The sequence below is a fragment of the Pectobacterium polonicum genome (assembly GCF_005497185.1).
GTDB classification, from domain to species: Bacteria; Pseudomonadota; Gammaproteobacteria; order Enterobacterales; family Enterobacteriaceae; genus Pectobacterium; species Pectobacterium polonicum.
Genome location: NZ_RJTN01000035.1, coordinates 1 through 25,146, shown reverse-complemented (window position 1 = coordinate 25,146; position 25,146 = coordinate 1). Strand labels below are relative to the sequence as shown.

At 46.0% G+C, this 25,146-nt stretch carries 27 protein-coding genes, 6 tRNA genes and 2 pseudogenes; 20 read left to right on the top strand and 15 right to left on the bottom strand.

All coding sequences use genetic code 11. The features are described 5' to 3' along the window. The 4 genes from pilV to EDI29_RS21680 form a co-directional block, all read left to right on the top strand. Positions 1–1,410 (top strand): shufflon system plasmid conjugative transfer pilus tip adhesin PilV (gene pilV / locus EDI29_RS21695; protein WP_137742535.1); only part of this gene is annotated, 1,410 nt, incomplete at its 5' end. A gap of 188 nt (positions 1,411–1,598) precedes the next feature. Beyond that, a complete protein-coding gene (locus EDI29_RS21690) occupies positions 1,599–3,308 on the top strand; it encodes an S-type pyocin domain-containing protein (RefSeq protein WP_137742534.1) in 1,710 nt (569 codons plus the stop codon). Continuing rightward, positions 3,298–3,495, top strand: coding sequence for a CPCC family cysteine-rich protein (locus tag EDI29_RS21685; protein WP_137742533.1), 198 nt, complete (start codon positions 3,298–3,300; stop codon positions 3,493–3,495). Before EDI29_RS21690 ends, EDI29_RS21685 begins: the two co-directional genes overlap by 11 nt. A gap of 88 nt (positions 3,496–3,583) precedes the next feature. Continuing rightward, on the top strand, positions 3,584–3,721 hold the full coding sequence (locus EDI29_RS21680; protein ID WP_241664981.1) for a DUF4926 domain-containing protein: 138 nt from the start codon (positions 3,584–3,586) through the stop codon (positions 3,719–3,721). A gap of 150 nt (positions 3,722–3,871) precedes the next feature. Here EDI29_RS21680 and EDI29_RS21675 read toward each other — a convergent pair whose 3' ends face one another. After that, on the bottom strand, positions 3,872–4,051 hold the full coding sequence (locus tag EDI29_RS21675; protein ID WP_137742532.1) for a hypothetical protein: 180 nt from the start codon (positions 4,049–4,051) through the stop codon (positions 3,872–3,874). Between the two features lie 490 nt (positions 4,052–4,541). On the opposite strand from EDI29_RS21675, the gene EDI29_RS21670 reads away from it, so the two are divergent. Next, complete coding sequence (locus EDI29_RS21670) at positions 4,542–5,264, top strand: HNH endonuclease (protein ID WP_137742531.1); 723 nt, start codon at positions 4,542–4,544, stop codon at positions 5,262–5,264. Between the two features lie 118 nt (positions 5,265–5,382). On the opposite strand, the gene EDI29_RS21665 is transcribed toward EDI29_RS21670, so the two are convergent. Both EDI29_RS21665 and EDI29_RS21660 read right to left on the bottom strand, forming a co-directional pair. Then, positions 5,383–6,660 (bottom strand): tyrosine-type recombinase/integrase, encoded by a 1,278-nt coding sequence (locus EDI29_RS21665; protein ID WP_137742530.1) that lies wholly within the window; start codon positions 6,658–6,660, stop codon positions 5,383–5,385. A 179-nt stretch (positions 6,661–6,839) separates the two neighbouring features. After that, a tRNA-Asn gene (locus EDI29_RS21660) sits at positions 6,840–6,915 on the bottom strand. A gap of 379 nt (positions 6,916–7,294) precedes the next feature. Between EDI29_RS21660 and EDI29_RS21655 the strand changes: the two are divergent. Then, positions 7,295–7,564: pseudogene (locus tag EDI29_RS21655) on the top strand (LysR family transcriptional regulator); the annotation flags it as partial. Between the two features lie 391 nt (positions 7,565–7,955). Further along, positions 7,956–8,222: an anti-adapter protein IraP gene (gene iraP, locus EDI29_RS21650; RefSeq protein WP_137742529.1), complete on the top strand. Its 267-nt coding sequence runs from the start codon at positions 7,956–7,958 to the stop codon at positions 8,220–8,222. 169 nt (positions 8,223–8,391) lie between these two features. Here iraP and cycA read toward each other — a convergent pair whose 3' ends face one another. After that, positions 8,392–9,804, bottom strand: a complete 1,413-nt coding sequence (gene cycA, locus EDI29_RS21645) for a D-serine/D-alanine/glycine transporter (RefSeq protein WP_137742528.1) — start codon at positions 9,802–9,804, stop codon at positions 8,392–8,394. Positions 9,805–10,140: 336 nt separating this feature from the next. On the opposite strand from cycA, the gene EDI29_RS21640 reads away from it, so the two are divergent. Beyond that, positions 10,141–10,216: transfer RNA gene (locus EDI29_RS21640), tRNA-Lys, on the top strand. Between the two features lie 451 nt (positions 10,217–10,667). After that, positions 10,668–10,955 carry a hypothetical protein gene (locus EDI29_RS21635; RefSeq protein ID WP_137742527.1) on the top strand — a complete coding sequence of 96 codons (288 nt, stop codon included), beginning with the start codon at positions 10,668–10,670 and terminating at the stop codon, positions 10,953–10,955. 94 nt (positions 10,956–11,049) lie between these two features. Here EDI29_RS21635 and EDI29_RS21630 read toward each other — a convergent pair whose 3' ends face one another. After that, entirely contained in the window at positions 11,050–11,274 is a 225-nt protein-coding gene (locus EDI29_RS21630; protein WP_137742526.1) for a DUF2594 family protein, read from the bottom strand. A gap of 637 nt (positions 11,275–11,911) precedes the next feature. Here EDI29_RS21630 and uvrY point away from each other — a divergent pair. The 6 genes from uvrY to EDI29_RS21600 all read left to right on the top strand — a co-directional run bounded on the left by uvrY (position 11,912) and on the right by EDI29_RS21600 (position 15,435). Beyond that, positions 11,912–12,568, top strand: a complete 657-nt coding sequence (gene uvrY / locus EDI29_RS21625; RefSeq protein WP_010279369.1) for a UvrY/SirA/GacA family response regulator transcription factor — start codon at positions 11,912–11,914, stop codon at positions 12,566–12,568. After that, positions 12,561–14,393, top strand: coding sequence for an excinuclease ABC subunit UvrC (gene uvrC / locus EDI29_RS21620; RefSeq protein WP_137742525.1), 1,833 nt, complete (start codon positions 12,561–12,563; stop codon positions 14,391–14,393). Before uvrY ends, uvrC begins: the two co-directional genes overlap by 8 nt. Before the next feature lie 58 nt (positions 14,394–14,451). Then, on the top strand, positions 14,452–15,000 hold the full coding sequence (pgsA, locus tag EDI29_RS21615; RefSeq protein ID WP_039298625.1) for a CDP-diacylglycerol--glycerol-3-phosphate 3-phosphatidyltransferase: 549 nt from the start codon (positions 14,452–14,454) through the stop codon (positions 14,998–15,000). A gap of 139 nt (positions 15,001–15,139) precedes the next feature. Beyond that, positions 15,140–15,215 (top strand) — tRNA-Gly (locus tag EDI29_RS21610). A 51-nt stretch (positions 15,216–15,266) separates the two neighbouring features. Beyond that, a tRNA-Cys gene (locus tag EDI29_RS21605) sits at positions 15,267–15,340 on the top strand. Positions 15,341–15,348: 8 nt separating this feature from the next. Further along, positions 15,349–15,435 (top strand) — tRNA-Leu (locus tag EDI29_RS21600). Positions 15,436–15,568: 133 nt separating this feature from the next. On the opposite strand, the gene EDI29_RS21595 is transcribed toward EDI29_RS21600, so the two are convergent. The 8 genes from EDI29_RS21595 to EDI29_RS21555 form a co-directional block, all read right to left on the bottom strand. Then, the gene (locus tag EDI29_RS21595) at positions 15,569–16,594 is read right to left on the bottom strand and encodes a tyrosine-type recombinase/integrase (protein ID WP_137742524.1); all 1,026 of its coding nucleotides are present in this window, start codon (positions 16,592–16,594) and stop codon (positions 15,569–15,571) included. Between the two features lie 2 nt (positions 16,595–16,596). Then, positions 16,597–16,809, bottom strand: a complete 213-nt coding sequence (locus EDI29_RS21590) for a DUF4224 domain-containing protein (protein ID WP_137742523.1) — start codon at positions 16,807–16,809, stop codon at positions 16,597–16,599. A gap of 414 nt (positions 16,810–17,223) precedes the next feature. Continuing rightward, entirely contained in the window at positions 17,224–17,727 is a 504-nt protein-coding gene (locus EDI29_RS21580; RefSeq protein WP_137742521.1) for a siphovirus Gp157 family protein, read from the bottom strand. Beyond that, the gene (locus EDI29_RS21575; RefSeq protein WP_137742537.1) at positions 17,724–19,823 is read right to left on the bottom strand and encodes an exodeoxyribonuclease VIII-like protein; all 2,100 of its coding nucleotides are present in this window, start codon (positions 19,821–19,823) and stop codon (positions 17,724–17,726) included. The genes EDI29_RS21580 and EDI29_RS21575 overlap by 4 nt, the downstream gene beginning before the upstream one ends. Before the next feature lie 2 nt (positions 19,824–19,825). Then, positions 19,826–20,110: a hypothetical protein gene (locus tag EDI29_RS21570; protein WP_137742520.1), complete on the bottom strand. Its 285-nt coding sequence runs from the start codon at positions 20,108–20,110 to the stop codon at positions 19,826–19,828. Beyond that, positions 20,103–20,291, bottom strand: a complete 189-nt coding sequence (locus tag EDI29_RS21565) for a hypothetical protein (RefSeq protein WP_137742519.1) — start codon at positions 20,289–20,291, stop codon at positions 20,103–20,105. The genes EDI29_RS21570 and EDI29_RS21565 overlap by 8 nt, the downstream gene beginning before the upstream one ends. A gap of 12 nt (positions 20,292–20,303) precedes the next feature. After that, positions 20,304–20,606, bottom strand: coding sequence for a hypothetical protein (locus EDI29_RS21560; protein WP_137742518.1), 303 nt, complete (start codon positions 20,604–20,606; stop codon positions 20,304–20,306). Between the two features lie 881 nt (positions 20,607–21,487). Next, positions 21,488–21,563, bottom strand: a tRNA-Ile gene (locus tag EDI29_RS21555). A 308-nt stretch (positions 21,564–21,871) separates the two neighbouring features. Here EDI29_RS21555 and EDI29_RS21550 point away from each other — a divergent pair. Continuing rightward, positions 21,872–22,105, top strand: coding sequence for a hypothetical protein (locus tag EDI29_RS21550; RefSeq protein ID WP_137742517.1), 234 nt, complete (start codon positions 21,872–21,874; stop codon positions 22,103–22,105). On the opposite strand, the gene EDI29_RS21545 is transcribed toward EDI29_RS21550, so the two are convergent. Both EDI29_RS21545 and EDI29_RS21540 read right to left on the bottom strand, forming a co-directional pair. Beyond that, the gene (locus tag EDI29_RS21545; RefSeq protein WP_137742516.1) at positions 22,068–22,277 is read right to left on the bottom strand and encodes a hypothetical protein; all 210 of its coding nucleotides are present in this window, start codon (positions 22,275–22,277) and stop codon (positions 22,068–22,070) included. The genes EDI29_RS21550 and EDI29_RS21545 overlap by 38 nt on opposite strands. A 233-nt stretch (positions 22,278–22,510) precedes the next feature. Continuing rightward, positions 22,511–23,488, bottom strand: coding sequence for a helix-turn-helix domain-containing protein (locus EDI29_RS21540; RefSeq protein WP_370586380.1), 978 nt, complete (start codon positions 23,486–23,488; stop codon positions 22,511–22,513). A gap of 120 nt (positions 23,489–23,608) precedes the next feature. Between EDI29_RS21540 and EDI29_RS21535 the strand changes: the two genes are divergently transcribed. From EDI29_RS21535 to EDI29_RS21520, 4 genes and pseudogenes are all read left to right on the top strand, one after another. Continuing rightward, positions 23,609–23,842, top strand: a complete 234-nt coding sequence (locus tag EDI29_RS21535) for a transcriptional regulator (RefSeq protein WP_137742515.1) — start codon at positions 23,609–23,611, stop codon at positions 23,840–23,842. A gap of 55 nt (positions 23,843–23,897) precedes the next feature. Continuing rightward, the gene (locus EDI29_RS21530) at positions 23,898–24,350 is read left to right on the top strand and encodes a toxin YdaT family protein (RefSeq protein ID WP_137742514.1); all 453 of its coding nucleotides are present in this window, start codon (positions 23,898–23,900) and stop codon (positions 24,348–24,350) included. Positions 24,351–24,363: 13 nt separating this feature from the next. After that, positions 24,364–24,588 carry a hypothetical protein gene (locus EDI29_RS21525; protein ID WP_137742513.1) on the top strand — a complete coding sequence of 75 codons (225 nt, stop codon included), beginning with the start codon at positions 24,364–24,366 and terminating at the stop codon, positions 24,586–24,588. Positions 24,589–24,590: 2 nt separating this feature from the next. After that, a pseudogene (locus tag EDI29_RS21520) lies at positions 24,591–25,146 on the top strand (hypothetical protein); the annotation flags it as partial.

The following is a 25,146-nucleotide window of genomic DNA, read 5'->3' as shown; positions in this document are numbered from 1 at the left end:
CGTTTTGACAAGCTTTCAACCCTGACATCCAGTAGCAGCCAGACCAGCGATCCGGGACCAAGAACTTGTTCGGCTAATGGTTGTGAAATTACGTATCAGACGTTAGTAAACGAAGGGTTGTTGCCTGCGGGACATACTGGTATCAACATGCAAAAGTCTTCTTATAAGATTCTGTTAAAACGCGCTGGCACCACCCCCAACTACGTTATCAATGGACTCGTTATTACAACATTGCCTTGGTCAGAAGGGAACCGCATTCGCTATGATTTGTTAGGCAAAGCCATGCAAGCCGCTGGCATTGATAGTGGTATGACGCAATCAGCTACGGTTGCATCGGGTACGGCTGGTCAATGGACTGAAAACCAAAATAATTATAGTGGGATTAATGCGGCAGGGCTGTTGGCCTATCGTGTTGGATATGACAGTTCTATGTATTCCGTTTACCTGCGTCGAGATGGCACATTGCCAATGACGGGTGATCTCAATATGGGTGGTCAGAGTATTAATAATGCCAAAGACATTACCGCATCGGGTGATGTTAACGCGACCTCGTTTAACGGCACTTATGGGCGCTTTGCCAAGAACGTCAATGTGTCTGAGGATTTAAATGTTATTGGATTTTCCACCTTTGGTAAGAACGTATCGATGAACAGCCAGCTTACGGTAAAAAACGGCATCAACTCTGAAAGCTATGTTTCAGCCAGAACCCAAGCCAGCAAACTTCAGATTGGTGGCGGTGGCACCAGCGATCCGAATATGATTCTGTTGAATGTATCAGGCGGTGCAGGTGATGGCTATCTGTCTCTGAATGGGAATAACAACTCCTCAGTGAAGCTGGATATCTGGGGAAGCCAGAGAGTGAGAGGCGACCTCACATTATCGGGTTCAAATGATGGAAAAACGACAGGAGCGATTTCTGCATCAGGAAATATTACGGGTAAATATTTGCAGCCTGCTTCAATATCAATTGCGGGTGAGGTTTGTTCGCCTGATGGTCTGATAAGCAGGGATGAAACAGGCGCGATATTGTCCTGCCAGAATGGGGAATGGAAAGGAACAGGTGGCGGGAGTATCACCCGAACAGCCACTGACAGTTTACGTTTTCAGTCCACGGGGGATTTTAACTATCTCAATGTTTTTGTAGCGTCAAAATTTTATCCGGCAGATGGTACACACACCGGTTCAGCCACGTTTAATGTTCTGGTAGGGGGCAAGACGGTGGGACAAATCACGACTTCCATTACGGTCTGGAAAGCGGGAAGCCGTGGACATTACTGGGGTTATGAAAATACGGGCGCGGCATTGCGTATGTTTACGACGACAGTAAAACAGGGCGATGTTGTTCAGGTGGTTATGGCAAATTCTGGATTTCATAGCAGCAGTGATATCAGCGTTTCATTATCTCAGTAAGCGTAGGGGGAATAGGGATTTTTGACAGGTTTATGACTTAATAAGAAATAATATCTGAACCTAAATAAAAATCTTATTCATCATCTCTGTATCGACGCCTGATACGGGTTTCGGTATTGAACCATCTATAAAAAGCGCCCAAAATCCAGCCCTCAAAAGGAATAGTTTACTGTCAAAGGAAAATGACAATGCCGGGTGCTGCCCGTCTTAATGATATTGGAAGTGGTCATGACTGCTTCCCTGAAACCCCGATAACCGAAGGCAGTCCTGACGTGATTATTAATGGTCAGCCAGCCGCTCGTAAAGGTGATACCGTTCTGCTCCACGGTTGTCCCTGTCCCAATGCACCCCATGGTGTTCATTCCCGAAAAATCGCTGAAGGTTCATCGACCGTCATTATTAACGGTAAAAATGCTGCGCGTATTGGGGACAGCATCAATTGTGGTGGTGTCATCACATCTGGCAGTGGCAACGTCATCATTGGTGATACACCCCATCGTTCTCCGGTTCAGGAATGCGCGAAACAAGCAGCATTGACCCGTGCGCCATTGCTGGCGTTAACACCGATGCTGGCCGTCGAGCCTGTTTTTGCCAAATCCTGTTTACGTGGTGCTGGGTGTACCGATGCGGGAACAGGAGAAGAGCCACAGGGCAACATAGGGGAAATGAGTGTCTATTTCTCTGAGCCTGTTGGTGAGTCGAGCACTCTGGCTGATAAACCGGGTGAAGTGAAACAGTATGCGCAGGCGGCGAAAAAGAAAAACACGTCTTCTGTTGTTTCTCCTCCTCAGTCATTTGCCGGAAAAAACGAACCGTCACCTAAGACCCCGCCCGGCGCGATTAACAAGCCTCAGATACCCCAGATGGAGCCTTGGTATAAAACGGTTTTTGATCTGTTAGTGGGTAAAGCGGATGCGGCAACGCTGCCGCCCCCTCAACAAGTGGTCATGGCAGGTACGGCAGCACAGGCGGGTGCGACCGCTGCTGCGGGTGGCGCTGTAGCGCAGGCTAATCAGGATGCAGCAAAGGCACTGACACATCAGATGAAACGCCTTTCTGGTCCATCAATCTGGCAAGGCCAGTTGCAGATGGCGCAAAGTTTCCTGCTGATGGGAGCATTGATTCAGCAGCACCTGAAAGGTGAAAAAGACGATCTGCTGACACCGGAAAAGCTACTGGAGGTAGCGAAGAAGCAGGGAACCGTCCCCAGTCGCGTGCGTTATCGGTGGATGGAAGATGAGGAGACAGGTAAGTTAAAGGCGGTTGGCTACCACACCAGTATGGAAAGCGGGCGCGATCAGGTGCGTGTCCGACTTCTGAAATATGATTTCCCCAACAACCGCTATGAGTTCTGGGAAGAGGGGGCAACCGGACCAACGATTCTATGGACACCGGATAATCCGGGTGTGGAATTACCCACGGATACGGCACACGGCGAACAGCCTGTTATTCCGTCAGCAGTGCCGGGATTTGAAATTCCAGAGATAGATGATGTCAGTATTCTTGCCACTCCGATGCCGGACGAGAAAGGTTTTCGGGATTACATTCTGGTGTTCCCAGAGAATGCGTTTCCACCGATTTATATCTATTTGAGTAAGAACCCGCTTGATCCAATCTGGACTCGAAGAAAGAAAATTACGGAGGTTAGAAATGCTTACAAGCATTGGGAAAAACATGGGTATGAGTTTCCTGAATTAAAGAATGCAAAGCAATATGTTGATGCCGCTCATGATTTTATGAATAACCCTCCCGATGGAACGTTAACTAAAACTCGTGACAACGGTGATGAACTTTTCTATCATCCAGAAACTAATATATTTGCTTCAAAATCTAAAGATAACGCGCCTCGGACAATGTTTAAGCCCACAGACAAAATGGATTACTGGAATGACCAATGAATATGATTACCCCTGTCCATGCTGCGGCAAGGATGAATTTGAAGTGTTAGGTGAATATGATATTTGCTCTAATTGTGGATGGGAGGATGATCCTTTTCAGTCTAAGAATCCTGATAGAAGTGGAGCAAACAAGATGAGTTTAAATGAGGCTAGAGAAGCTTTTAAAAATGGCCAAAAAGTTGAATAGTGTAATGGTATGAATAAATGGCGAGTTATTCTTTATTTGATGTTATTTCTTTAAAAATGATTTTCCAGAGGAAGGGTTGAAAAAAGGAATGCTAGGGGCTATTGTTCAAATTTATAACGACCCATTCCCCGCATATGAGATAGAGTTTTGTGATGATAATGGTGAAACACTGGCTTGTATCACATTAACACCAGACTGTTTCAGTAAGGTTGATTTTAAAAAATAGTCTGATGATTTAGCTATTAAAATAAAAATCTCATAACGATGAACTGTAATCAAAAAAATTAAATAGCAGCACACACCGATTGTTGTGTGCTGCTCACTTTTCTGCATAATTAAAGCTGTGGCCTTAATGTATTATCCTCATGCCATTTCCTTAGTCTACTGGGATCATTTCTGGCGTATGAAAAGTGCGGAATAACAGATCAAGTCGTTCCCAAAGAACGAAGATCAAAATCTCTTTTGCCTTGGGTTCATCCAGTTCAACAACGGCGTAAATTAATGCCCGACACTGATCGATGATTTCTTCCAGTTCCAGCGGTGTGTTATCGAACATGATAAGCCTCCGTTGCTGGATATGGCAAAAAAGCAGTAGCCAGATGCAGATTTTCAGGAAGGGAATAGGTAAACTGACAGACAGCCATAGCGTTATCCTTGTAACGTTGAGGTTAGCCCTTGTCTGGTATTGCAGTACCTTTCAGGGGCGAAATTAGTGTTCATCGGTTGTCCTGTGTACAGGGAAACCTTTCAGGTTGCAATGTAGTCTTAGTGATATTGCTAGTCAATTCAATTAATTAGTTCGATATTAAGAAAACCCACCGAGAGTGAGTTTTTCGGCTTTTAAGTTTACATCGTCACGGAACTGATTGATGAAGTGGCGGAGAATACTTGTATAAGTATGGGGAATTGGTTTAACCAATTGGCTAATCAGAAGCTTAGATAACAGAGGGTTTAACGACGAAGAGATGCGAGTTTCTGTTATTTCTGTGATGAAGCCATAACCGTTTGAACTAACTGTATTTATTAGAATAAGGATATATTTATAAATGGCTTTAAAAACTGGTCGTGTTTTTAAATATGGAAACCAGCCGATAAGAAAAACTACTGTTGAGGTAGTAAAAAAACTGGGAGGGTCAGCTACGGTATCTGAGGTGGATGATTATCTGAAAGCTAAATTTTTAAATTATAAAGATAATACCTATCTGAATCTTATTGCTAATTCAGTTAATTGTAATAGGAGCTATTGGGGGTTTAATAAAACAGCACGACGGTCTGACGATGAAACTCATCGCCATCATGAGTACGATAAATTATACAGACGTGGTGATAGGTATGAAATCTATCAGCCTTCTATACACGGCGTATGGGAGCTGTATGAAGATATCTCCGGGAAATGGTGCTTCAGGGAGGTCGAATCTACGGATGAAGCGAAACGTCTCCAGATGGAGTTCGAAATAGAAGTAAGGAAAGCCTCTCAATTAACTTCTCAGGAGCGTAAACAGCATTTAGCGGTAAGTAATATGCCGGAAATGAAGGAAGTTATTACTAAAATTTTTATTCGTAATCCGTATGTGGTGGCCGAGGTGCTACATAGAGCACAAGGAAAATGTGAACTTTGCAAACGCAATGCGCCATTTCTTCGTGGTAAAGATGGTACCCCATATCTTGAAGTTCATCATTGTGTTCTGCTATCTCAAGGAGGAGAGGATACGGTTGAAAATGCAATTGCTGTTTGTCCAAATTGCCATAGACAAGCCCATTTGGGCTGAAATTATTATTTAATGGCTTAAAAATGTCCCTAAGCATACCTGAAAGTTCATTCATGTGCGAAATTCAAGAGATATCTCCCCATACTTATCAGTATTAGGGGAGATAAATGATCTACGGCTATGACCAATTGGCAAACTCAAACGGCCTTACCATCCCGTTGCTGTTAGCATCCAGAAAATCAGCCCACCATTGCAACATGAGGCGGCGTTGTTCAAGATGCTTGGCCTTGTGGGTGTAGGCAGCGCGAACGTTATTCTTTTCCATGTGGCTCATCTGAAGTTCAACCACATCTTCAGACCAGATGCCCGATTCAATCAACGCGCTACAAGCCAGCGTTCGGAAACCATGACCGCACAGATCGGTTTTGGTGTCATAGCCCATTTTGCGCAGTGCCTTGTTGATGGTGTTTTCACTCATCGGCTTCATTGCATCATAACAGCCTGTCAGGATAAAACCGTCATCACCGTTAACGTCATAGGTGAGGTCTTTTAGTTCTTCCAAAATTGCCAGAGCCTGATTACACAGAGGAACATAATGCTTCCTGCGCATTTTGGCACCACGTCCAGAATGCTTGATCCCTTCAATAGTTTCACGCTGTTCAGGGATGACCCACAAGGCGCTTTTGAAATCGATCTCTGACCAACGGGCAAAGCGGAGTTCACTTGAGCGAATGAATATCAGCAGATTGAGTTTTATCGCAAGCAGGGTCAGTCTGCTACGGCCTTTATAGGCTTCAATGCGTTCCAGCAGGGTAGGTATCTCTTCTAGCTCGATAGCGGGGCGGTGTTCCGTCTGAGGCTTCTGAACCGCGCCTTCCAAATCATAGGCAGGATTGAAACGGATCATCTTTTGTTGGACGGCATAACGCATGATGGCAGTGGCGTACTGTTTCACCCGCATAGCAATTTCCAGATAACCCAGCTTCTCTATCTTTTTGATAGGAATCAGCAGATCGCCTGTATCCAGTTCAGCAATATCTTTTTCACCAATGTAAGGGAACAGATAAGTTCCCAGTCGTGTCCAGACAGAACGCTGATAATCTTCCGACCATGTGGTTTTAGTGGCAAACCAGCTTTTGGCGACGGTTTTGAAAGCGCGGGTATTGTTACGCTTCTCTTGAATGTTTTTGTTGTCAGCCTGCTTTTTGGCACTGGGGTCAATACCAGCGGCTAACAGCTTTTTTGCTTCATCCCGGCGTTGTCTTGCATCAGCCAGTGAAACAGCAGGGTAGACGCCGATGGAAAATACCTTCTGTTTCCCTTCAAAGCGATAACCCAACTGCCAGTATTTTGAACCGTTGGGATGAACCAGCAAATAGAGGCCGAACCCGTCAGTGAGCTTCACCGCCTTTTCTGACGGCTTGGCATTTTTTACTTTAGTATCAGTAAGTGACATGACGGTTCCCTCCGGTTGCTGGTAAAAACGAAATCGAACCAGCTTTACCAGTATTTTTACCAGCAAAAGGGTATGGCTTCGAGTGTTTTTGAGTGAACGAGGACGAACCTGAAGAAGGGGATAACCAATTGATTAAAAGCAAAAAAGCAGACGTCAGTGAACGTCTGCTTTCTTTAAATTGGCTCCTCTGACTGGACTCGAACCAGTGACATACGGATTAACAGTCCGCCGTTCTACCGACTGAACTACAGAGGAATCGGTTAAGTGCGATGGATAATAGCGGTAGCGTTTCAGGTTGTCAAAGGCTGTTATCGATAGATGTGTTTGATTGTCGAACTAATAACCAACATATTGAAATTATTACTCAAGTTGAACATAGAAAAGCGGTGAAATATGCCGGCTAGCGGGCAGTGTTGCACCCTAAAATAGCAGGTTTTGCTTTAGGATGGTGCAGACAGGTACTGGCTTGATGACGAGTTACCCATACAAAACTAGTCGAGTTGGTTAGCAGAATCATTTCTTTTCCTTATTTTACCTGTGGCTTATCAAGGAGGTATCACTTTTTCTTAGGTATAGAAACATAATATGGCGCGCTTTTTGCTACCTCTTTAGGGTAACTACTCAGGAGGCAGACATGAATCTTAGACGGCTCAAATACTTTGTGAAAATCGTTGATATCGGTAGCCTTACACAGGCTGCTGAGTTGTTGCATATTGCACAACCGGCGCTGAGCCAGCAGGTCGCGACGCTGGAGAGTGAACTCGAAAAACAACTGCTGGTACGGAGTCGGCGTGGTGTTACGCCTACCGAAGCGGGGAAAATTCTTTATTCTCATGCACAGACGATATTGTCACAGTGTGAACAAGCAAAGGATGCGGTGAGTGGCGCACATCAATCAATGAGTGCGTAAATGTAACTATAGGGCCAGCTGTTTCCCGATAGCTGGCTACCAATCTGGTTTCTTTGTTTGACGTTCTGTCAAAAACAGTATCTTTATTTTTCTGTGAATTTCATCACATATTCATGATTTTGGTGATTTTCTTCAAAATAGTTATTTTTTGTTCAAAAAAATAAAATGCTTTTTTAATTTTTTTATTTGTTTGCTTTATTTATCTGTAAATTCATTTCATTACTGTAGTGTGAATATGATTTTCTTAAAATGATAATAGACACTAGCGGTCAGGCCATTCACAGTGTTACATTAATCTTCGTTATGTTTCTCTAATCCTGTGCGACAAAGAACGGGTGTTGCCTTATGGATGTATGACGGTTATTTTTTTGATTAAGGAGTTCAAATGAATAATATCCTCTCTCATCTTTTAATAAAGCTGGCAGAAAAGGAAGTTGGAGAAAAAGCGCTTAACGCTAAGATTGAATCGTTAGAAATGCTGATCTCTGCGATTGTCTCAACGCTGGATGACGGTAAAATCAATGAGTTAAATAGAAAAATAGAAGGTGTTGTTGCTGATGCTTCGCAGCGGAAAGATGAGTGCAATTACTTAGCCTTCGAACTATTAGCTAAAAACATCAATCGCATCACAACCGTTTCATTACGAGAATAACTTTTTTATATATCAATGGTGGCGACATTAATTGACCGCATATTAATTTCCGTACATCAATTGAGAATTGTTTATATTCAATAATAGAGAGTACTTGTGCTATGCGTGATTTTCCTGAAAGAAATTAAAGGCGCTGACATTGTCTGCGCCTTTCGTGCATTTACAAATTTTACTTCCCGTCAATAGCTTGCTTTTTCCGACGAATAAACTGATAAGCAATAGCCAGAACAATAAACCATAACGGCGTGACAACGAGCGCTTGTCGTGTATCTGGTTGCAATGTTAACAGTACAATAACGAAAGCGAAAAAGGCCAAGCATACCCAGCACATGAAAATACCCAACGGCATTTTATAGGATGATTCTGTATGCAGTTGCGGGCGCTTTTTACGATATGTTAGGTAGGAGCACAGGATGATACTCCAGATGAACATGAATAAAATTGCGGAAACGGTTGTCACTAGTGTAAATACGGTCATCACGTTCGGTATTAGATAGATCAACACCACGCCGGAAAGTAAACAAATGCAGGAAAACATCAGCCCTGTGGAGGGGACTGAGCGTTTAGATAGCATACCGAAACTTTTTGGTGCATCACCTTGTTTAGCAAGACCAAAGAGCATGCGACTGGTTGAGAATACACCACTATTGGCGGAAGATGCCGCAGAGGTCAGTACGACGAAGTTGATCATACTGGCAGCCGCGGGTAAGCCGACAAGGACAAACATTTCCACGAAAGGACTACGATCCGCAGTAATTGCACTCCACGGCGTCACAGACATAATCATGATTAACGCAAAAACATAGAACATGATGATGCGAATTGGGATGGCATTAATCGCGCGGGGTAACACGACTTTCGGATTTTTAGTTTCAGCTGCGGTCGTACCTACCAGTTCGATGCCGACAAATGCGAATACGGCTATTTGAAACCCGGCAAAGAAACCGCTAATCCCTTTAGGGAACATTCCGCCATCATTCCATAGATTAGTAAAAGAGGCGACATTTCCAGATGGAGAAGAAAACTGAATCATGACCAGCGCGACACCGACCACAATTAGCGCGACGATAGCGACAATTTTTATCATTGCAAACCAGAATTCCATCTCGCCAAACAGTTTCACCGTCGCCAGATTTAGCGTAAGTAATAGCAGAACGCAAAGCAGGGAAGATACCCACTGCGATAAATCAGGGAACCAGAACTGAGAGTAAGCGCTAATGGCTACGACATCGGCAATCCCGGTTACTACCCAACAGAACCAGTAAGTCCAGCCGGTAAAAAAACCAGCCCATGGTCCAAGCAGATCGGCAGCAAAATCACTGAATGATTTATAGTTGAGGTTGGAGAGTAATAATTCTCCCATCGCGCGCATGACAAAAAACAGCATAAAGCCAATGATCATATAAACGAAAATGATCGAAGGGCCAGCCATGCTGATTGTTTTGCCTGAGCCCATGAATAGCCCAGTGCCGATCGCTCCGCCGATGGCGATGAGTTGAATATGACGATTAGTCAGATTCCGTTGCAGTCCCTCTCCTTGTTCAGGGGCAAGGTCTGCGGATTCTTTTGATTGTTCGACCATTTAAGTGCACTTTCCTGTTTCTGTCTGTGATGTGTTTTGAGCTCTTTGGCGGCTCTCGTTTGCGAAAATCGAAGAGAATAAGATAGCGCAACCGCAGGACTTATTACAGCGGATGTCTGATACAGCCGAGCATAAACAGGGCAGGTAATGATGCCAGATACTGCTGTATGTTTTTCGCCCTAATAATGAAGAAGATATAAAATAATGAGGAGTATAGATATTAGGTCGTGCAGGTTAACAAAATTGCCTGTTGCTAACAATGCTATTATTGCGGCATAAAAAATTAATATGAAGTGTTTGACAGGCGGGCTAGGGAGGAGAATAATCTCCCCCGTTGGGTCGTTAGCTCAGTTGGTAGAGCAGTTGACTCTTAATCAATTGGTCGCAGGTTCGAACCCTGCACGACCCACCAACGATATCAATAAGTTAAGAATATTTTTTGACTTGTTATCATTTTGTTCTCTCATTTGTTATTTAATTTACACTCGTCTGTTTTTTAATTTCTCCATTTTCATTAGCTCTTTTTCTTTCGTTTTTATTTCATTCTACGACTCTTTCCACTTAATACATTCGATGATTTCTTGTGTGCCTTTTATTCATATAACGTATTGCCATTGAGAGAAAATATAACGCAATTGGTGGTTCAACCGAAAATCGCTGTTCCGTTTGGGCAAGATGTGTCTCTTGTGCCCTGAAGAGTCTCGAGAAAGTGCTATGCTTTATGGATGGAAGAGACGATAGATCGTATATGATGCTACGAGTTTGCACAGGACTGCGTTCACATCCACTGGGGCGGCGTTTAGAAGTAGCTGGAGCTTCCTGGTTAGCCATAAGCAAGTTTCTGCTTGATTTCGGAGGTTCATATGGGATTCGAAAAATTACTGGCTGTCATAGAAAAAAGTCACCAGGACCCAAAATCAGTTATCTCGTTGTCTGAATTGAGCCAGGCAATCCATGAGATAATTTGTACGGAAAGTTCAAAAGAGTACAAGATAAATGAGTGCTTCACCGAACTGAGGGAGTTGGTTGATGAAAGAAAGGCACTCTCTAGGAAACAGTTTTTGGATAAGGCATTGGTGACGGAATTAACACAATATAAAAAGAAAGAAGAGGCGCTGCTTTTGAAACTCATCAGTATTGGAAATAAATAGACGAGAGTCTCTATTTATTAAATTTAAAAGAGTAATGCTAATTATCGCTACACCGCCAGATCAAATTACTGAGATGGCGGTGTAGCAAATAGTGCTATTTTCGGTAGATTGTTTTGATTTGCTTAATCGTGTTATCAAAAACAGCAGCCTGCTCAGCGTCTTCCAATTGAGCAATATATCTTTCCATATTGATGATCACTTTACCGGCATCTGCCTGGCCGATTGCTTTTAATAACAGTGTAACCATCGCTTTCAGACAGGTAACCTCATGGGCCAGAGTTTCAGCGGATGCGGTAGTAGAAAAATCTACGTTGCTCATGTTTTCTCCTCAACAAGAAAAAGGTGTTTTCCTCCGCCTGCTGCGGCGTTACCGCTGGCACGACAGGCGGGATAAGATAGTGAGGAGTATAACATAAAGCATATTGTAGATTGATATTATTCGCGGATAACACCGTTTTAGTGACTGTTTTTTATGCATTTAATTTATTAGAATAGCGCTTATATTTTGGATGCCATTTTGTGGAAAAGGTTATAGATGTGTTGTGCTTAATACATACCATATTCACTATGGACGCTTTTCTCTGAATATATTATTTGTATAATATCGTTGTAGGCGATGATGTGATGCTTAATCACACGTTGCTTACAATAGTAATTTTTCATTGACATTCAGAATATAAAGCCAATTACATGCCATTTGGTTTGTTTTCTACACATTTTGTATCATTAAACAGTTTATACTGTGTGGCGTATTTGAAATGTTAAGAGTGTGATCAACATGCGTCTTCAGGCTAGCGATATATTGTTATGATCGGGAATGTGCTTTATTCCTTCTTGGCATATTTTAAAATACTTATTCATATAAGTCAGTGTTCATTATTGTTTGAAACCAACGTAGTATCACCTGCAAGCAACTTTTCATGTAAGTGTTACTCCCTTTTTTGGAGAATTATTCTTTGATTAGCGTTTTTCTTGTTGATGACCATGAACTGGTGCGGGCAGGGATACGACGCATTCTTGACGATATCAAAGGTCTGAAAGTGGTTGGTGAAGCGTGCTGTGGTGAGGATGCTGTCAAATGGTGTCGAAGCAATGATGTTGATGTTGTTTTGATGGACATGAGCATGCCGGGTATCGGTGGGCTTGAAGCGACGCGTAAGATCCTACGATTTACGCCAGATATCAAAGTCATTATGCTCACTATTTATACCGAGAACCCATTGCCCGCTAAGGTGATGCAGGCGGGTGCTGCGGGATATGTGAGTAAAGCGGCTGCCCCTCAGGAAGTGATCTCCGCTATTCGGGCGGTGCACGCGGGTAAGCGGTATATCGCTTCTGATATTGCTCAACAAATGGCATTAAGCCAGTTGGAACCGCAGACGGACGCGCCACTGGAATGTTTGTCTGAACGCGAATTACAGATTATGCTAATGATAACCAAGGGTCAGAAAGTGACTGAAATCTCAGATCAGCTCAATCTAAGCCCTAAAACAGTGAACAGCTATCGTTACCGTATGTTTAGCAAGCTGAATATCAATGGTGATGTAGAGTTGACGCATCTGGCTATCAAGCATGGGCTTTTTACCGCGGAGACATTGTTAAGTAGTGAGTGAGAGTTTCGATGCTTCGGCATTTTTAAAAACGGTAACGAGCCAGCCTGGGGTCTACCGGATGTATGATGCCGGCAATACGGTCATCTATGTCGGTAAGGCAAAAGACTTAAAAAAACGACTTGCCAGCTATTTTCGCAGTCATGTCGCCAGCCGTAAAACCGAGGCGTTGGTCAAAAGCATCAATCATATTGATGTCACGATTACGCATACAGAAACCGAAGCTTTACTGCTGGAACACAATTACATCAAACTTTATCAGCCGCGTTATAACGTCTTGTTACGCGACGATAAATCCTATCCTATGATTTTCCTGAGCGGTGATGTTCATCCGCGTCTGACAGTTCATCGTGGCGCCAAGCATGCGAAGGGCGAATATTTTGGCCCGTTTCCTAACGGCAATGCAGTGCGTGAAACGCTACTATTGCTGCAAAAACTGTTCCCGGTGCGTCAGTGTGAAAATAGTGTCTATCGCAACCGTTCTCGCCCTTGCCTGCAATACCAAATTGGGCGCTGCCTTGGGCCTTGTGTTAGTGGTTTGGTTAGCGAAGAAGATTATCAACAGCAGGTTGAGTATGTTCGCCTGTTCTTGTCCGGTAAAGATCAGCAAGTACTGAATCAACTCATTTCTCGGATGGAAGCGGCTAGTCGTGACCTGCGTTTTGAAGATGCCGCACGGATACGCGATCAGATCCAAGCGGTTCGTCGGGTGACGGAGAAACAATTTGTTTCTGGTGACGGTGAAGATTTGGATGTCATCAGCGTCGCTTTCGATGCTGGCATGGCCTGCGTATATGTCCTTTTCATCCGACAGGGGAAGGTACTTGGTAGCCGGAGCTATTTCCCGAAAGTACCTAGCGGTACGGAATTGGGGGAGGTTGTGCAAACTTTTGTCGGGCAATTCTATTTACAAGGGAGCCTAGGTCGGACGCTTCCCGCCGAAATTTTGCTTGATTTCACCTTGCCCGATAAAGATTTACTGACAGAGTCTCTGACCGCAGTAGCAGGCAGAAAAGTACAAATTCAGACAAAACCTCGCGGCGATCGTGCTCGTTATTTAAAATTAGCGCGGACGAATGCTGCTACGGCGCTGGTCACGAAATTATCTCAGCAATCCACTATTCATCAGCGTTTGGCTGCATTAGCCAACGTCTTGCAGTTGCCAGAAATTCACCGAATGGAGTGTTTTGACATCAGTCATACTATGGGGGAACAAACTGTGGCATCTTGCGTGGTATTTGATGCTAATGGCCCGCTGCGTTCGGAATATCGCCGCTATAATATCAGTGGTATTACGCCTGGCGATGACTATGCCGCTATGGCGCAAGTCCTCCAGCGTCGATATGGTAAAGCGTTAGATGACAGTAAAATACCCGATGTGATTGTAATCGATGGTGGGAAAGGACAACTCGGCCAAGCCCAGACCGTGTTTGACTCCTTGCAAGTATCGTGGGATAAAAATAAACCTCTGCTACTTGGTGTTGCGAAAGGCAGCGATCGTAAAGCGGGCCTGGAAACGCTGTTTTTTGAGGCTACAGGTGAGGGTATGGCTTTGCCAGCTGATTCCCCAGCGCTGCATGTGATCCAGCATATTCGTGATGATTCGCATGACCATGCGATTGGTGGGCACCGTAAGAAGAGAGCGAAAGTGAAAAACACCAGTACGCTGGAGCTTATTGAAGGTGTCGGCCCTAAACGTCGTCAAACCCTGCTGAAATACATGGGGGGGCTGCAGCCTTTGATGAATGCCAGCATTGAGGAGATTGCAAATGTTCCAGGAATTTCGCATGCATTGGCAGAAAAGATCTTCCATGCATTGAAACACTAGGGACAATGTAGCAACATACTCCTAGTATCCACTCCAGCCAGATAGTTACCTAAGCGCTATGCAATTTAATATACCGACGTTGCTTACCCTGTTTCGTGTTGCTCTTATTCCGTTTTTCGTGCTGGCGTTTTATCTTCCATTCGTCTGGGCACCATTGCTTTGTTCGTTGATCTTTGTATTTGCTGCCGTGACGGATTGGTTTGATGGTTTCCTGGCTCGCCGCTGGAAGCAAACCACGCGTTTTGGTGCCTTCCTCGATCCTGTTGCTGATAAAGTGATGGTAGCTGTCGCGTTGGTGTTGGTTGCGGAATACTATCATTCTTGGTGGATTACGCTGCCCGCTGCAACGATGATCGCGCGGGAAATCATTATTTCGGCATTACGCGAATGGATGGCTGAAATTGGCAAAAGGAGCAGCGTTGCCGTATCGTGGATAGGGAAGGTTAAAACCACTGCTCAGATGATGGCGCTTTTTGCTTTGCTATGGCGTCCAGAACGTATTGTTGAAGGTATTGGTGTTGTTGCATTGTACATAGCGGCCGTACTGACTTTCTGGTCCATGTTTCAATATTTGAACGCTGCGCGTCACGATTTGCTTGAACCTTGATCGAAGCGACGTAAAAACCAGCAAACGAATGCGGTTGCTTGATAATTCTGTTGACTCATCGCGTCAGGTCAGTAGAATGCACCGCATCAACAGCGACGCTGGTTTGTAAGAAGTTAGAAAAATCAGCAGGTTCTGTGTTGCGGGAATAGCTCAGTTGGTAGAGCACGACCTTGCCAAGGTCGGGGTCGCGAGTTCGAGTCTCGTTTCCCGCTCCAATTTAAAGCATCAGCATTTGCGGATGTTGGTTACTAAAACCTGAATATTTTGGCGCGTTAACAAAGCGGTTATGTAGCGGATTGCAAATCCGTCTAGTCCGGTTCGACTCCGGAACGCGCCTCCAATATTTAAGCCCGGGTGGTGAAATCGGTAGACACAAGGGATTTAAAATCCCTCGGCGTTCGCGCTGTGCGGGTTCAAGTCCCGCCCCGGGCACCATTGATTTAACTTCAATAAAAACAAGAAGTTACAAAACAAAATTCAACCACCGCAAGGTGGTTTTTTTGTGCCTGAAACCCCCTTTCCTAATATTCTTCCTAATATGATTTTCGCGTGTTTGGTGAATATGCAATTATCTTGAATTTTTATTCTGACCACCCACGACAGGAACGATAGGTATTTTTCGGTCGTATCGTGCTGTCTGGCTGATTGTCATGTGTCCTGATATTGCCTGTTTTTCTGCTAACGTCCCATCGAGATCTGAAACCCCTTTAGCCTTGAGATCGTGAAACGTAAAATCAAAACTCAGGTGTGGAAATGCTGCGGCCGCATCTTCTTTTGCCTGCTGCCACCGACTGTTAAATCCGTCGCGGGTGTAACGTCCTCCGGTTGCCTGATGAATCAAGTACATGCTGTGAACCCCTGTTTTTATCGGTAGGCTCTGTGCGTTTGTGACAGCGGCTCTCAGTCTGTCTGTCCACGCCTTGATTTGTTTTGCTCCAGTTTTTCCTTGTGCGATAAAAATCCCCTGTTCTAATATCTGGCCTTCAGTCAGCGAGAGAACATCACCCTGCCGTGAGAGGCACAGATACGCTATTTCCATAGCCACCTGGACAACTGGCGCCGCGACGGAGTATAGGGCGTTATACTCGTCATCCGTCACGTAACGATCTCGCGCCACTTCTTTGAACTGTTTAACGCCCGTGCATGGGTTACCTTTACATAGCCCCCGCTCGTATCCCCACCGGAACACTCGCGACATAAACGCCTTTTCTCTGTTCGCCTGCGTCTTGCTTTTCACGCCGCGCTTATCCATATATTTCCTGACGTGTTCAGGCTTGATTGAGTCGGGCGACATCCCGCCAAAAACTGGAATTATTTTCGCAGAGTATTTCCGGTAGTCCTTTTGTGTTTCACTCGCGAGATCGAGGAAGTCCGGCGATTGCATAAATCGCTCGGCCATTCTCTCCAGAGTGAATTTTTCCTCACGATAATTATTTGCCGCGTCGTACTTTTCCCATATTACCGGAATAGGGGAGTCGAGAGGGCATAGTGAAATGGAGCCGCCGCCAACGGGGTGGAATTCATATTTGCTTTTCCCGCGATATACGCGTGGCGGTAATGCGTTATCGCGGGGATCTTTGCGTTTACGAGCCATAATTAAATCGCATCAAAATTAGGCTGTTCAACTTCTTTATGCTCAGCTTTCGCAGCGGATAGGCTTGCGTTAATTGCTGTCCACGTAACACCTGGGCGCCCATCCCTGCGGGTGATAAACGAAATGCCGGATCGGGTTAAAGCGGCACGTTGCTTTGACGCATACTTATAGCCTGTCAGTTCTATTAGCTCGTCGTCGGTTAATAGGTCGGTCATGGTCTTGCCTTAATTTATCAATGATAGCGTCGGCTGCTGCACATGATTGGTCTATATCCTGCTGCGTTAGAGTCGTCTTTCTTACGCTTGCAGACAGCCGACCGATTTTAATATCGAACTCAGATAACAGGCATTTGCCCGGTTTCCATACTTGCATTGTGACCCCCTGTAAAATGGAGGTCACACGGTATTGCTAATGGCGGGTTATTTCTGATTATCGTTAATCAGCTTTTCCGGCTTACGCCTGTCGCAAGTCACTTTCACATCAGACGGAAAATGGAATGCGAACACGCTACGAGACTGCACCGCTATCATTCCGTTCCGTCCATCTGGTAAAACGATGTGAATAACGTCCCCACGTTTTGCCGACATTTTTAGCATTGGTCTTGCCTCGCTATACGGTGGTCAGCCGTGTTATCGAACTTGCAGAGAACGCGCACCGATTTCAATGTGCGCGCCGGGTACTTCCACACCGTTTTCAATGGCTTCCTTAATGGCTTTTTTGTCCGGTGCCACGATGGTTTGAACCGCTACCAAATCATCAGGCAGCAGGCCTTCATTATCGATAATCACACTTGCGACACCCTTACGGGCTGTAAACGTGTTCGTGGTCGTTTTGAGCTTATCGAGGCCAGCAGCCAGCAGGCAATTCAACACATAGCCCTTTAGTTGCTTGGCGCGGTTCTCAAACGATTTTTTGCGGTCAGTCAGACGCTTGACTTCTTCGTCACACGTTTTTGCCAGCCCCTCAAGATTGCGAACATGGATATACGCGCCGTCCAGCTTGTCAGCTAATTCCAGTTCGATCCCTTCCATCGTGTCAGCGATCATTTCAGGCGTTAAATCATCGGACGTTTCCAGCAGTTGCTGGAGTTTCTGCAAATCATGCGCAAGCGCAATAGCGGTAGTAGTTGTCATGCTTTTTCTCCTTCAGTGGCGTTAAGCGCGGCTATGCGCTCGTCTTTGATTTGAGTCAGGCGGCGCAGGCGACCAGAGAGATATTTAGCGTGTTCAGTGTCACCTTTGGTCTCTGCATTTTTTCTATGAGCCTCGAGCTCACGGGCGAGGGTGCCGAACACTTTGTTAACCTCGTTAACATTGACAGCGTTCTCCAGTGTTGCTGCGTTTTTTGTGAATTTCTCATCTAGCGCGGTACGCATGCGCACGGTGTCCTCGGCCTTATCGCTGGCGGCTTTTATGTCAAATTCCAATTTATTTTCCGCCCGGTATTCAGGGTTGTCATATAGACCAAGGAATATGTCAGCAGAGAAGCCAAGTTGTGATAGTGCTTTCTTTGTGGCATCAGTAAGTGATTTTTTGGGTGCCTCTCCATCGCTAAGTGGACCGTACTTACTGCCGTAAATGTATGGGGTGCATCCGTAGGCAATAATTTCCCCATTATTACCGCCAAGGGTGTATTGGAGTTCGATTTTTACGACGTGATTGATTTCTGTAAGGTATCCGCCAGAGCCGTCTGGAATAATTTCAGCGATATCGTTTCCATTGGCATCTTTGATCTTACGCATGATTGGTGCGCCCTTATCAAAGCGCTCTTCTAAAATCTTTACGCGCCAATTAATACCTTGTGGGCCAAACACCTTAGTGGCCTGCATAACCATGTAGGTGCCGTTGATTGACGTGCCGCCGCCGTTGGTTGCGAACCCCTTGGTGTATCGCTCGTCGGTCTTCCACACTTCACGCCAAATCTTGAGGTTTTCTTGTTCATCGTGCTCGGCACCTGAAATTTCAGCTTCAACCGCTGATACTCGCGCGTGAAAATCATTTTCTGTCGCTGGCACCTCTGTCGCGTAAACGCCGTACCCCAGCTGGTCGAGTGCTTCTTTTGCCTGCTGTGCGGTGCTGTCGCTGATAACCTGCTCACCAACTGCGCCGCCTTGTGTGATGGTTTCCGCAGGGGGCGTAACGGTTTCAGCCTTAGGTGTGTTGGTTGCGCTGGCCGCTTCCGTTTTTTCGCCCTGATTTGAGGCTGTTTCACCCATCAGGCCATCAATAGAGAATCGGCCATCACCCATGTTTTCCACTTTGATTTCTGATGGCATATGCTCCGCGAGAAAATCAACCACGAACTGGCGGCGGGCGTTTGCGTCTGTCAGTAACTCAGGGCGTTTTTTGCCTGCGCTAACCAGAGCAAAAACAATAGGTCGGGGGATTTTTAGTGCGTTTTCCGCTGTGCGTAATTCCATAGACCAGCGCTGGAATTCTTCGCCATTTTGATTAATCAGGAAGTTAGATTCACGGACATGATCAGCGGTTAATTCCCAGCAGTCGGCCGCATCACGCACAAGCGCTGCCGCAACTTCTTTATCCAACATAGCGTACGTATGGGTGTACTGACGCTCACGATCCAGACCAGCAATCAATGGTGTTTTTGCTGGAGTATCTTCGTTGGGTTTATTTGTCAGCGAATCAACGAACGCCAGAATTTCTCGCTCTGGTACATCGGCGATAGATGGGAATTGAGCGTTAACTGAATTCACTACATTGAGTAGCAATTCATCAGTGACGTTTTCCAGCGATTTGCTGTCACTGAGTACGCGGATCAGCTTGTCCGTGTCTGCGTCAGCACCCCCATCACCATCAGGCAGATCGAGATAATCACACACCATAGAAAACTCGTGCTCTGTGATTTCAGCCTGAGCATACAGCGCGAACGCCGCGATTTTTTCACGTAATGATAGCGCGGAGAAATCGACGAGATCGTTAGCCTGAGTTGGTGCCTCGATGCGCCGCCAGACGCCCTCTACCAGCTCGTTTTCCTGTAGGAATGTCTCGTCAAACTTTCCGACCGCAGGGCGGGGGGAACCTACGCAATCCTCTGTGATTGTGGGTTTAAAAAAGTTATCACTGGCGCCAGGGAATGTTTCTTCTAGCAGCATTACTGCTGCCATTTCTGCCAGTTTTTTGTTTTTTGCCTCAACCGCTGTTGCCAGTGGTATGGCGCCATTTTTTTGAGCTGATTTCTTTGGATGGAAAGCAGCTGTAAATGTTTCCATTGTCATTGGTCTTGCCTCTCATTTCTTAGTTTTTTCACATAGTTCATGCAACTGGTCGGGCTGCATTCTTTCCATAACTGCCTGTGCTGCATCTTCTGGCTTGGCGGGTAGTAGCAAACAGTGCCGTGTGGCGTGCGGAAAATCAGTGTGTTATTTCCTTCTTCCAGTTGAATGCCATTTCTGATGAAGAACGCCTTGATACGTTCATGTGCACCACCTCGGGCTTTGCGGCGCTGTTCTTTTAAGAAGGGTTTTAGATCCCTGTAGTGATCGCCTACATCACCCATGCTGATCTCTCACTTTTCGCATGAAATCGCTGTCTGGCGCGGGTGGTTCCAGCATTTCCCCATTACCCAAATAGTCCGGGTTCATGTATTGCTCATGGAAGATGTATGCCTCTTCTTGGCAGTTAGGGCAGTGATTGCTGCCGTGCATGTTGGTGCCGCACATTTCACAATGCTTACTCATAGTTCCTCCGCTTTAAACGCCTACAGACGGATGATGCTCAATGCAAAGCAGTCGCTGGATCTGATCCTCAATCTCACCAGCTTGAATCTGCGCATCAGCTATGATTTTTTGCTGCTGGTTTTTGAGGCTGGCGATCTGGCGGTTAGTCAGTTCGCTATTTGATATTTGGGGGATTGGGACGATAACAGCGTGGGTGCCAATTAGTGTATGTCCATACTGTGACATGTCACTAATTGCGATGAATGGTTTTTCTGTGTGCTTAACCCTGTGGATGTAGAGCGTTACTTCGACTTCTGTGATATCTGGCGCTTTCATAGCGTTCCTCGTATAATCACGGCTGATCAGTATCAGCGTTAGTTGGTATTGGTCTTGCCTTGCGGTTGCCTTGGTCGGCACCGCAGCTATTCCCGGGGTACTTTGGTCGGTTAACCGGGGTAACGAAGCCTGCCTAACGGTGGGCTTTTTTACGTTTGCGAAAAAATTGGCGGGTAAGGAAAAGGTCAAACCCCACCCGCCTAATGACTACACACCTCTCGCAGTTATCACGATGGCAACGTGATTTCGAATAGCGCCCGGAGTCGAACCGAGTAACGGGCAGGGAAACCCGTTAATCACCTGATCGCTAAATTTTGTGTGGTGGCCGGTGCTGATCTCCGGCAGGTCTTACTGATTTTCTCGGTTCTGTCTTGCACGGCATGACTAAAAGCATCTTCCGTGTGAGCATATGCCTTACTGATATGCCTACTTCACCTTGCCCCTACTGGCCGATTACCCACGCTCGATGCGGGCATCATTCTCCATCTACTCACAAGATTGCAGCGCATCAGCCTGCGCATTCACCACAGCGGAAAGAGCATTCCTTACATCCGGTCTGTAACTGAGTCGAGCTCTCGCGCAACCTTTACAAATGCTCTTACCTGTTGTGTGCTGGTCTTTCCCAGCCGTCACCGACCTATCGCCTCGGGGCGCTACTTGGTGGACATTTATAAAGACCGTCTTGAAGTAGTAATCCATCCAGTCTTGAATCAGTGCTCCGTAACGTGGAGCGAACGGACGGGGTTTAAGCCTCACGGGGCGTTCTATGCGCGGGATTACGTCGTCAACCGCGTTCACTGCCGTGACAGGGAGGGCTACTTGTCGTTCACCTTCTCCAGAACACACCATCCGTAATACTGGATGGGCGACCCGTTCCGAACTGGTGACCCCTACTGGATTTGAACCAGTGACCAATCCCTTATGAGGGGATTGCTCTAACCACTGAGCTAAGGGGCCGAATTCAGTAGAGTTGTGTGCCGGTTACGCTATCCGGCGTCGCTTACCACTCCAATCAGAGCAGAACTTACGACCGTATCTCTGGTGTTAGCGCGGTCTTTCCCGCTGTCAGAACGTGTTACCCAAACAGCGCAACTGCGCCTGGTTGATTTCCCACATCGCCACTCATTGAGCGTGGTCTGCGGTGTGGGTTGGTCTTGCCTTGCCACACTTTCCCGCTGTGGCTACGTAATTTGTGCCGGGATACATCATCACGCCCGGCTCGTGCTATCCTTGCCGTCACCACAACTGCAAGAAGGGATCATGCAATGTCTGAAATTGAAGAACTCAAATCAGAACTGGATAAAATCAGGAGTGAACTTGATTCACATAAAGCGCTGTTTTTAACCATCCTTCGAGAACTTCCACCACAAAAAACATCAGAACTCTTTCTAAAATACGGTGGGGCTTTTGGCGATTTGGGGTTGGTTGAAACCGACCCAGAAAAGAAATCGCCAGTTACCGTTACTCAAGTTCTGTTTTCGATAGATAAGCATAAATAGCATCATCTATTTTGTTGCCGTTATGGTTGCTAACGGCATCAAGCGCTAACTGAAGAACTGCCTTTGCATTATCAGTGCTAACCCCACCTGTCGTTCTGGTCAGGCTGGCACGCAGGGATTCAATAACGTCAGCGAATCCCTCAACCACACAATCAGAAACTACTTGCTTCATAACTGAAACCTCACATTCAATTACCATCTAGCGAATCATCTACCTGTTCATACGCCGGTAGCGGCTACTTCGTGGGCGTCCTGCCTGTTCGCTGTTGATGGGGTGACTTTAGCTTAATGCTAAATTTAATGCAATAGCATTTTGCTAAATTTCACTGTTGAGATCTACGGACACAAAAAATCCCGCAGGTGCGGGATCTTGTCTTTTGCAGGAAGGAGGTAGGGAGTTAGGTACTAGTAATCGACATATGACCACCAAAAAACACGACCAATTATATCTATTGAACTGATGGGTTTTTCTTCTGCGGGATGCTCGTCGCTGTTGTAGCTGCGAATGCTCACAGTATCAGGGCCTGTGCGATACAACAGTTTTATTCGGTTCCAGCCGTTTTGACTGATCGCATACATTTTCCCATCAACGATTTTTTTATCATTGGTATTAACAGCCACAGTCGTTCCATCAGGAATGTTAGGTTCCATGCTATTTCCTCTTGCGGGAAAGCAAAGAACGCCCGAACCGTCCGTATTTGCGCCAACTTTACGTAACGTAGATTTGGAGAATCGGAGCTTAAAGCCGTTGTGGTCTTCGCTTTGAATGCGCCCGTCACCACAGGCAAATTCAATATCTCTCAAGAATGGCACTTCAACTTCATCAGGTGAAAGGGGTGTGCTTTCATCCCATGCGTCAATCGAGCCATATGATGCTTGGCTCTCTTCTAATCGCATTGGTTTTTCTGCATCTTTAATGCTGAGCGGATCGGTAAAATCCATTAAAAACCAGTGTTCGGGATATCCAGTTAAGCTGGAAAGAGCTGAAAGACTTTTACCACGAGGAGATGTTTTCCCACTGACCCAATATTGCACGGATTGCGGGGAGATCCCTAGTCGGCGCGCAAGCTCTGACTGACTCCAACCATTCTCATCAAGTATTTGGCTCACTCGTTGCGCTGATGCGGGCTGTGGCAACAAGGCGGGTGATATATCATCATGGATACTATCCATCCACCCCTTTGATACACCTAACGACTCTTCTATCTTCCTCGCCATTCTGTCGCCAATGTTTCTGTTTGGCGACACTCCGATTATTTGGCTAAGCACTGACGGAGTAATGCCGCAGCGTTCAGCAAAGGCTGCTTTTGTTAGTTTCCCCGACTGCACGTAGTCCGCAAGCAGTGCTTCAAGGTTTTGTTTTCTGATGTCTTTACTTTCCATACCTTGATTCTCACATCTTTTAGCATATTGATAAATACGCAATTTGCTAAATTTCTATTGTCTTTAATTTAGCATTAAGCTAAATTCAACTTGTCGCATTAACCAATCGGAGAGAAACACATGAGCAATGATTTATTCCGCTGGCGTAAGCAGGCGTCAGCCGATGAGTGGAAGCGCCTTGCTTCTATGGCGGGGACGACGGTTGGCTACCTCAATCAGATCGCCTATGGGTTCCGCAGGCCATCCGCAAGAAAGGCGGAGATCATTGAAGTGGCAACTAGGAACTTTGGGGCATATCAGCCAGTAACGAAAGAGAATTTGGTTTTCACCATTCCCCGCGGAAAAACAGCGTAACGATAGTGGGCTTAAAAATCTGATTATCAAAAATCAATTTGCGACAGGAGACGCAATGAACATTCAGGAGCTGACGAAAGAGATCGAATCATGGGCGGTTGATGCAGGACAGGAAACTGTAGCGATCGAGATAACCAAACGATTTTTTCTGGCTGGTGGCGACCCACATATCCGGCTGCATGAAATCGAGCAGCGCGGCGTTGCTGACTGGAAATCGATAAATAACAACAGGCAGCAGATTTTCCGCTGGTTGCGTAGTGACTCACGCGCAGCACAGAGAAAAGTCCAGTTGCTGGCTCCGGTGATGCTTGCAGCTCTACCGGGGGAACGACGGGCACGTTTGCAGAATGACCGATCTGTTAACTACCTGACGGCAGTGGCCATCCGTGAATTTTCCACAGCGATGAATGCTGTGCTGCTCGGATGCTGTGACATGTCACAACGAATAAATAAAGCGACAGAGGCGATGTACGCGCTGTTGCCAGTTACTCAGCAGTTAGTTGCATAGCGAGGCAAGACCAATGCTTACACGAATCGACAGAATTACATACCGGAACGGATTCCGGCTGAATGGCCAGCCCGTCAGCATTGATGACATTGAGCCAGTTTTTGATGGCCGTCGCGTTGCTGCGCTTTCAGTGAGGGAGCAATACGAGAAAAGTAAGGCGGCATTAAAAATGCTGAACCTGTCACCTGAAGAATATCAGGACGCAGTACGGCAGATAGCGGATGCGCTGGGGATTTAATCATGGCTATCAGAAGAGGCCCTCGGCCTGAGTCTCAATTTTACACGCTGGATAAATCGATCAGTGAAGACCTCGCTTTGTCATGGGGCGCACGCGGCTTATTGATTTACCTGCTTGGCAAGCCAGATAACTGGGAGGTTTCCGTTGCTGATTTGATTAACCAGACAAAGGGATCTGGCAAACCAGCTGGGCGGGACGCCGTCAGGGGATTAATCAACGAGTTAAAAGCATCCGGGTACATGCACGCTGATACTAAACGTAACACCACTGGATCGTTTGATGGCGTGTCTTACGTGGTCAGCGAAGTACCTCGAATTTCACCGGAGACGGATAATCCGGCGACGGTTAAGCCGGAGACGGCAAATCCCCCACTAATAAGTAATGAATTAAAACAAGAACTGAATATAAACAAAAAAACACTTGTGTCATCTGGCGATGACGCGAGTAAGAAATTAACCAGCTCCCACTCCGATGAATTTGAATCCTGCTGGAAGGCCTATCCAAAACGAGAGGGGTCAAATCCGAAAAATCATGCATTCAAACACTGGCAAGCCCGAA

What these genes read in the sequence shown, in the direction of transcription:
- EDI29_RS21690 (WP_137742534.1), top strand. Translation starts at nt 1,599, where the DNA reads ATGCCGGGTGCTGCCCGTCTTAATGATATTGGAAGTGGTCATGACTGC.
- EDI29_RS21685 (WP_137742533.1), top strand. Translation starts at nt 3,298, where the DNA reads ATGACCAATGAATATGATTACCCCTGTCCATGCTGCGGCAAGGATGAA.
- EDI29_RS21680 (WP_241664981.1), top strand. Translation starts at nt 3,584, where the DNA reads ATGCTAGGGGCTATTGTTCAAATTTATAACGACCCATTCCCCGCATAT.
- EDI29_RS21675 (WP_137742532.1), bottom strand. Translation starts at nt 4,051, where the DNA reads ATGTTCGATAACACACCGCTGGAACTGGAAGAAATCATCGATCAGTGT.
- EDI29_RS21670 (WP_137742531.1), top strand. Translation starts at nt 4,542, where the DNA reads ATGGCTTTAAAAACTGGTCGTGTTTTTAAATATGGAAACCAGCCGATA.
- EDI29_RS21665 (WP_137742530.1), bottom strand. Translation starts at nt 6,660, where the DNA reads ATGTCACTTACTGATACTAAAGTAAAAAATGCCAAGCCGTCAGAAAAG.
- iraP (WP_137742529.1), top strand. Translation starts at nt 7,956, where the DNA reads ATGAATAATATCCTCTCTCATCTTTTAATAAAGCTGGCAGAAAAGGAA.
- cycA (WP_137742528.1), bottom strand. Translation starts at nt 9,804, where the DNA reads ATGGTCGAACAATCAAAAGAATCCGCAGACCTTGCCCCTGAACAAGGA.
- EDI29_RS21635 (WP_137742527.1), top strand. Translation starts at nt 10,668, where the DNA reads ATGGGATTCGAAAAATTACTGGCTGTCATAGAAAAAAGTCACCAGGAC.
- EDI29_RS21630 (WP_137742526.1), bottom strand. Translation starts at nt 11,274, where the DNA reads ATGAGCAACGTAGATTTTTCTACTACCGCATCCGCTGAAACTCTGGCC.
- pgsA (WP_039298625.1), top strand. Translation starts at nt 14,452, where the DNA reads ATGCAATTTAATATACCGACGTTGCTTACCCTGTTTCGTGTTGCTCTT.
- EDI29_RS21595 (WP_137742524.1), bottom strand. Translation starts at nt 16,594, where the DNA reads ATGGCTCGTAAACGCAAAGATCCCCGCGATAACGCATTACCGCCACGC.
- EDI29_RS21590 (WP_137742523.1), bottom strand. Translation starts at nt 16,809, where the DNA reads ATGACCGACCTATTAACCGACGACGAGCTAATAGAACTGACAGGCTAT.
- EDI29_RS21580 (WP_137742521.1), bottom strand. Translation starts at nt 17,727, where the DNA reads ATGACAACTACTACCGCTATTGCGCTTGCGCATGATTTGCAGAAACTC.
- EDI29_RS21575 (WP_137742537.1), bottom strand. Translation starts at nt 19,823, where the DNA reads ATGGAAACATTTACAGCTGCTTTCCATCCAAAGAAATCAGCTCAAAAA.
- EDI29_RS21570 (WP_137742520.1), bottom strand. Translation starts at nt 20,110, where the DNA reads ATGGGTGATGTAGGCGATCACTACAGGGATCTAAAACCCTTCTTAAAA.
- EDI29_RS21565 (WP_137742519.1), bottom strand. Translation starts at nt 20,291, where the DNA reads ATGAGTAAGCATTGTGAAATGTGCGGCACCAACATGCACGGCAGCAAT.
- EDI29_RS21560 (WP_137742518.1), bottom strand. Translation starts at nt 20,606, where the DNA reads ATGAAAGCGCCAGATATCACAGAAGTCGAAGTAACGCTCTACATCCAC.
- EDI29_RS21550 (WP_137742517.1), top strand. Translation starts at nt 21,872, where the DNA reads ATGTCTGAAATTGAAGAACTCAAATCAGAACTGGATAAAATCAGGAGT.
- EDI29_RS21545 (WP_137742516.1), bottom strand. Translation starts at nt 22,277, where the DNA reads ATGAAGCAAGTAGTTTCTGATTGTGTGGTTGAGGGATTCGCTGACGTT.
- EDI29_RS21540 (WP_370586380.1), bottom strand. Translation starts at nt 23,488, where the DNA reads ATGGAAAGTAAAGACATCAGAAAACAAAACCTTGAAGCACTGCTTGCG.
- EDI29_RS21535 (WP_137742515.1), top strand. Translation starts at nt 23,609, where the DNA reads ATGAGCAATGATTTATTCCGCTGGCGTAAGCAGGCGTCAGCCGATGAG.
- EDI29_RS21530 (WP_137742514.1), top strand. Translation starts at nt 23,898, where the DNA reads ATGAACATTCAGGAGCTGACGAAAGAGATCGAATCATGGGCGGTTGAT.
- EDI29_RS21525 (WP_137742513.1), top strand. Translation starts at nt 24,364, where the DNA reads ATGCTTACACGAATCGACAGAATTACATACCGGAACGGATTCCGGCTG.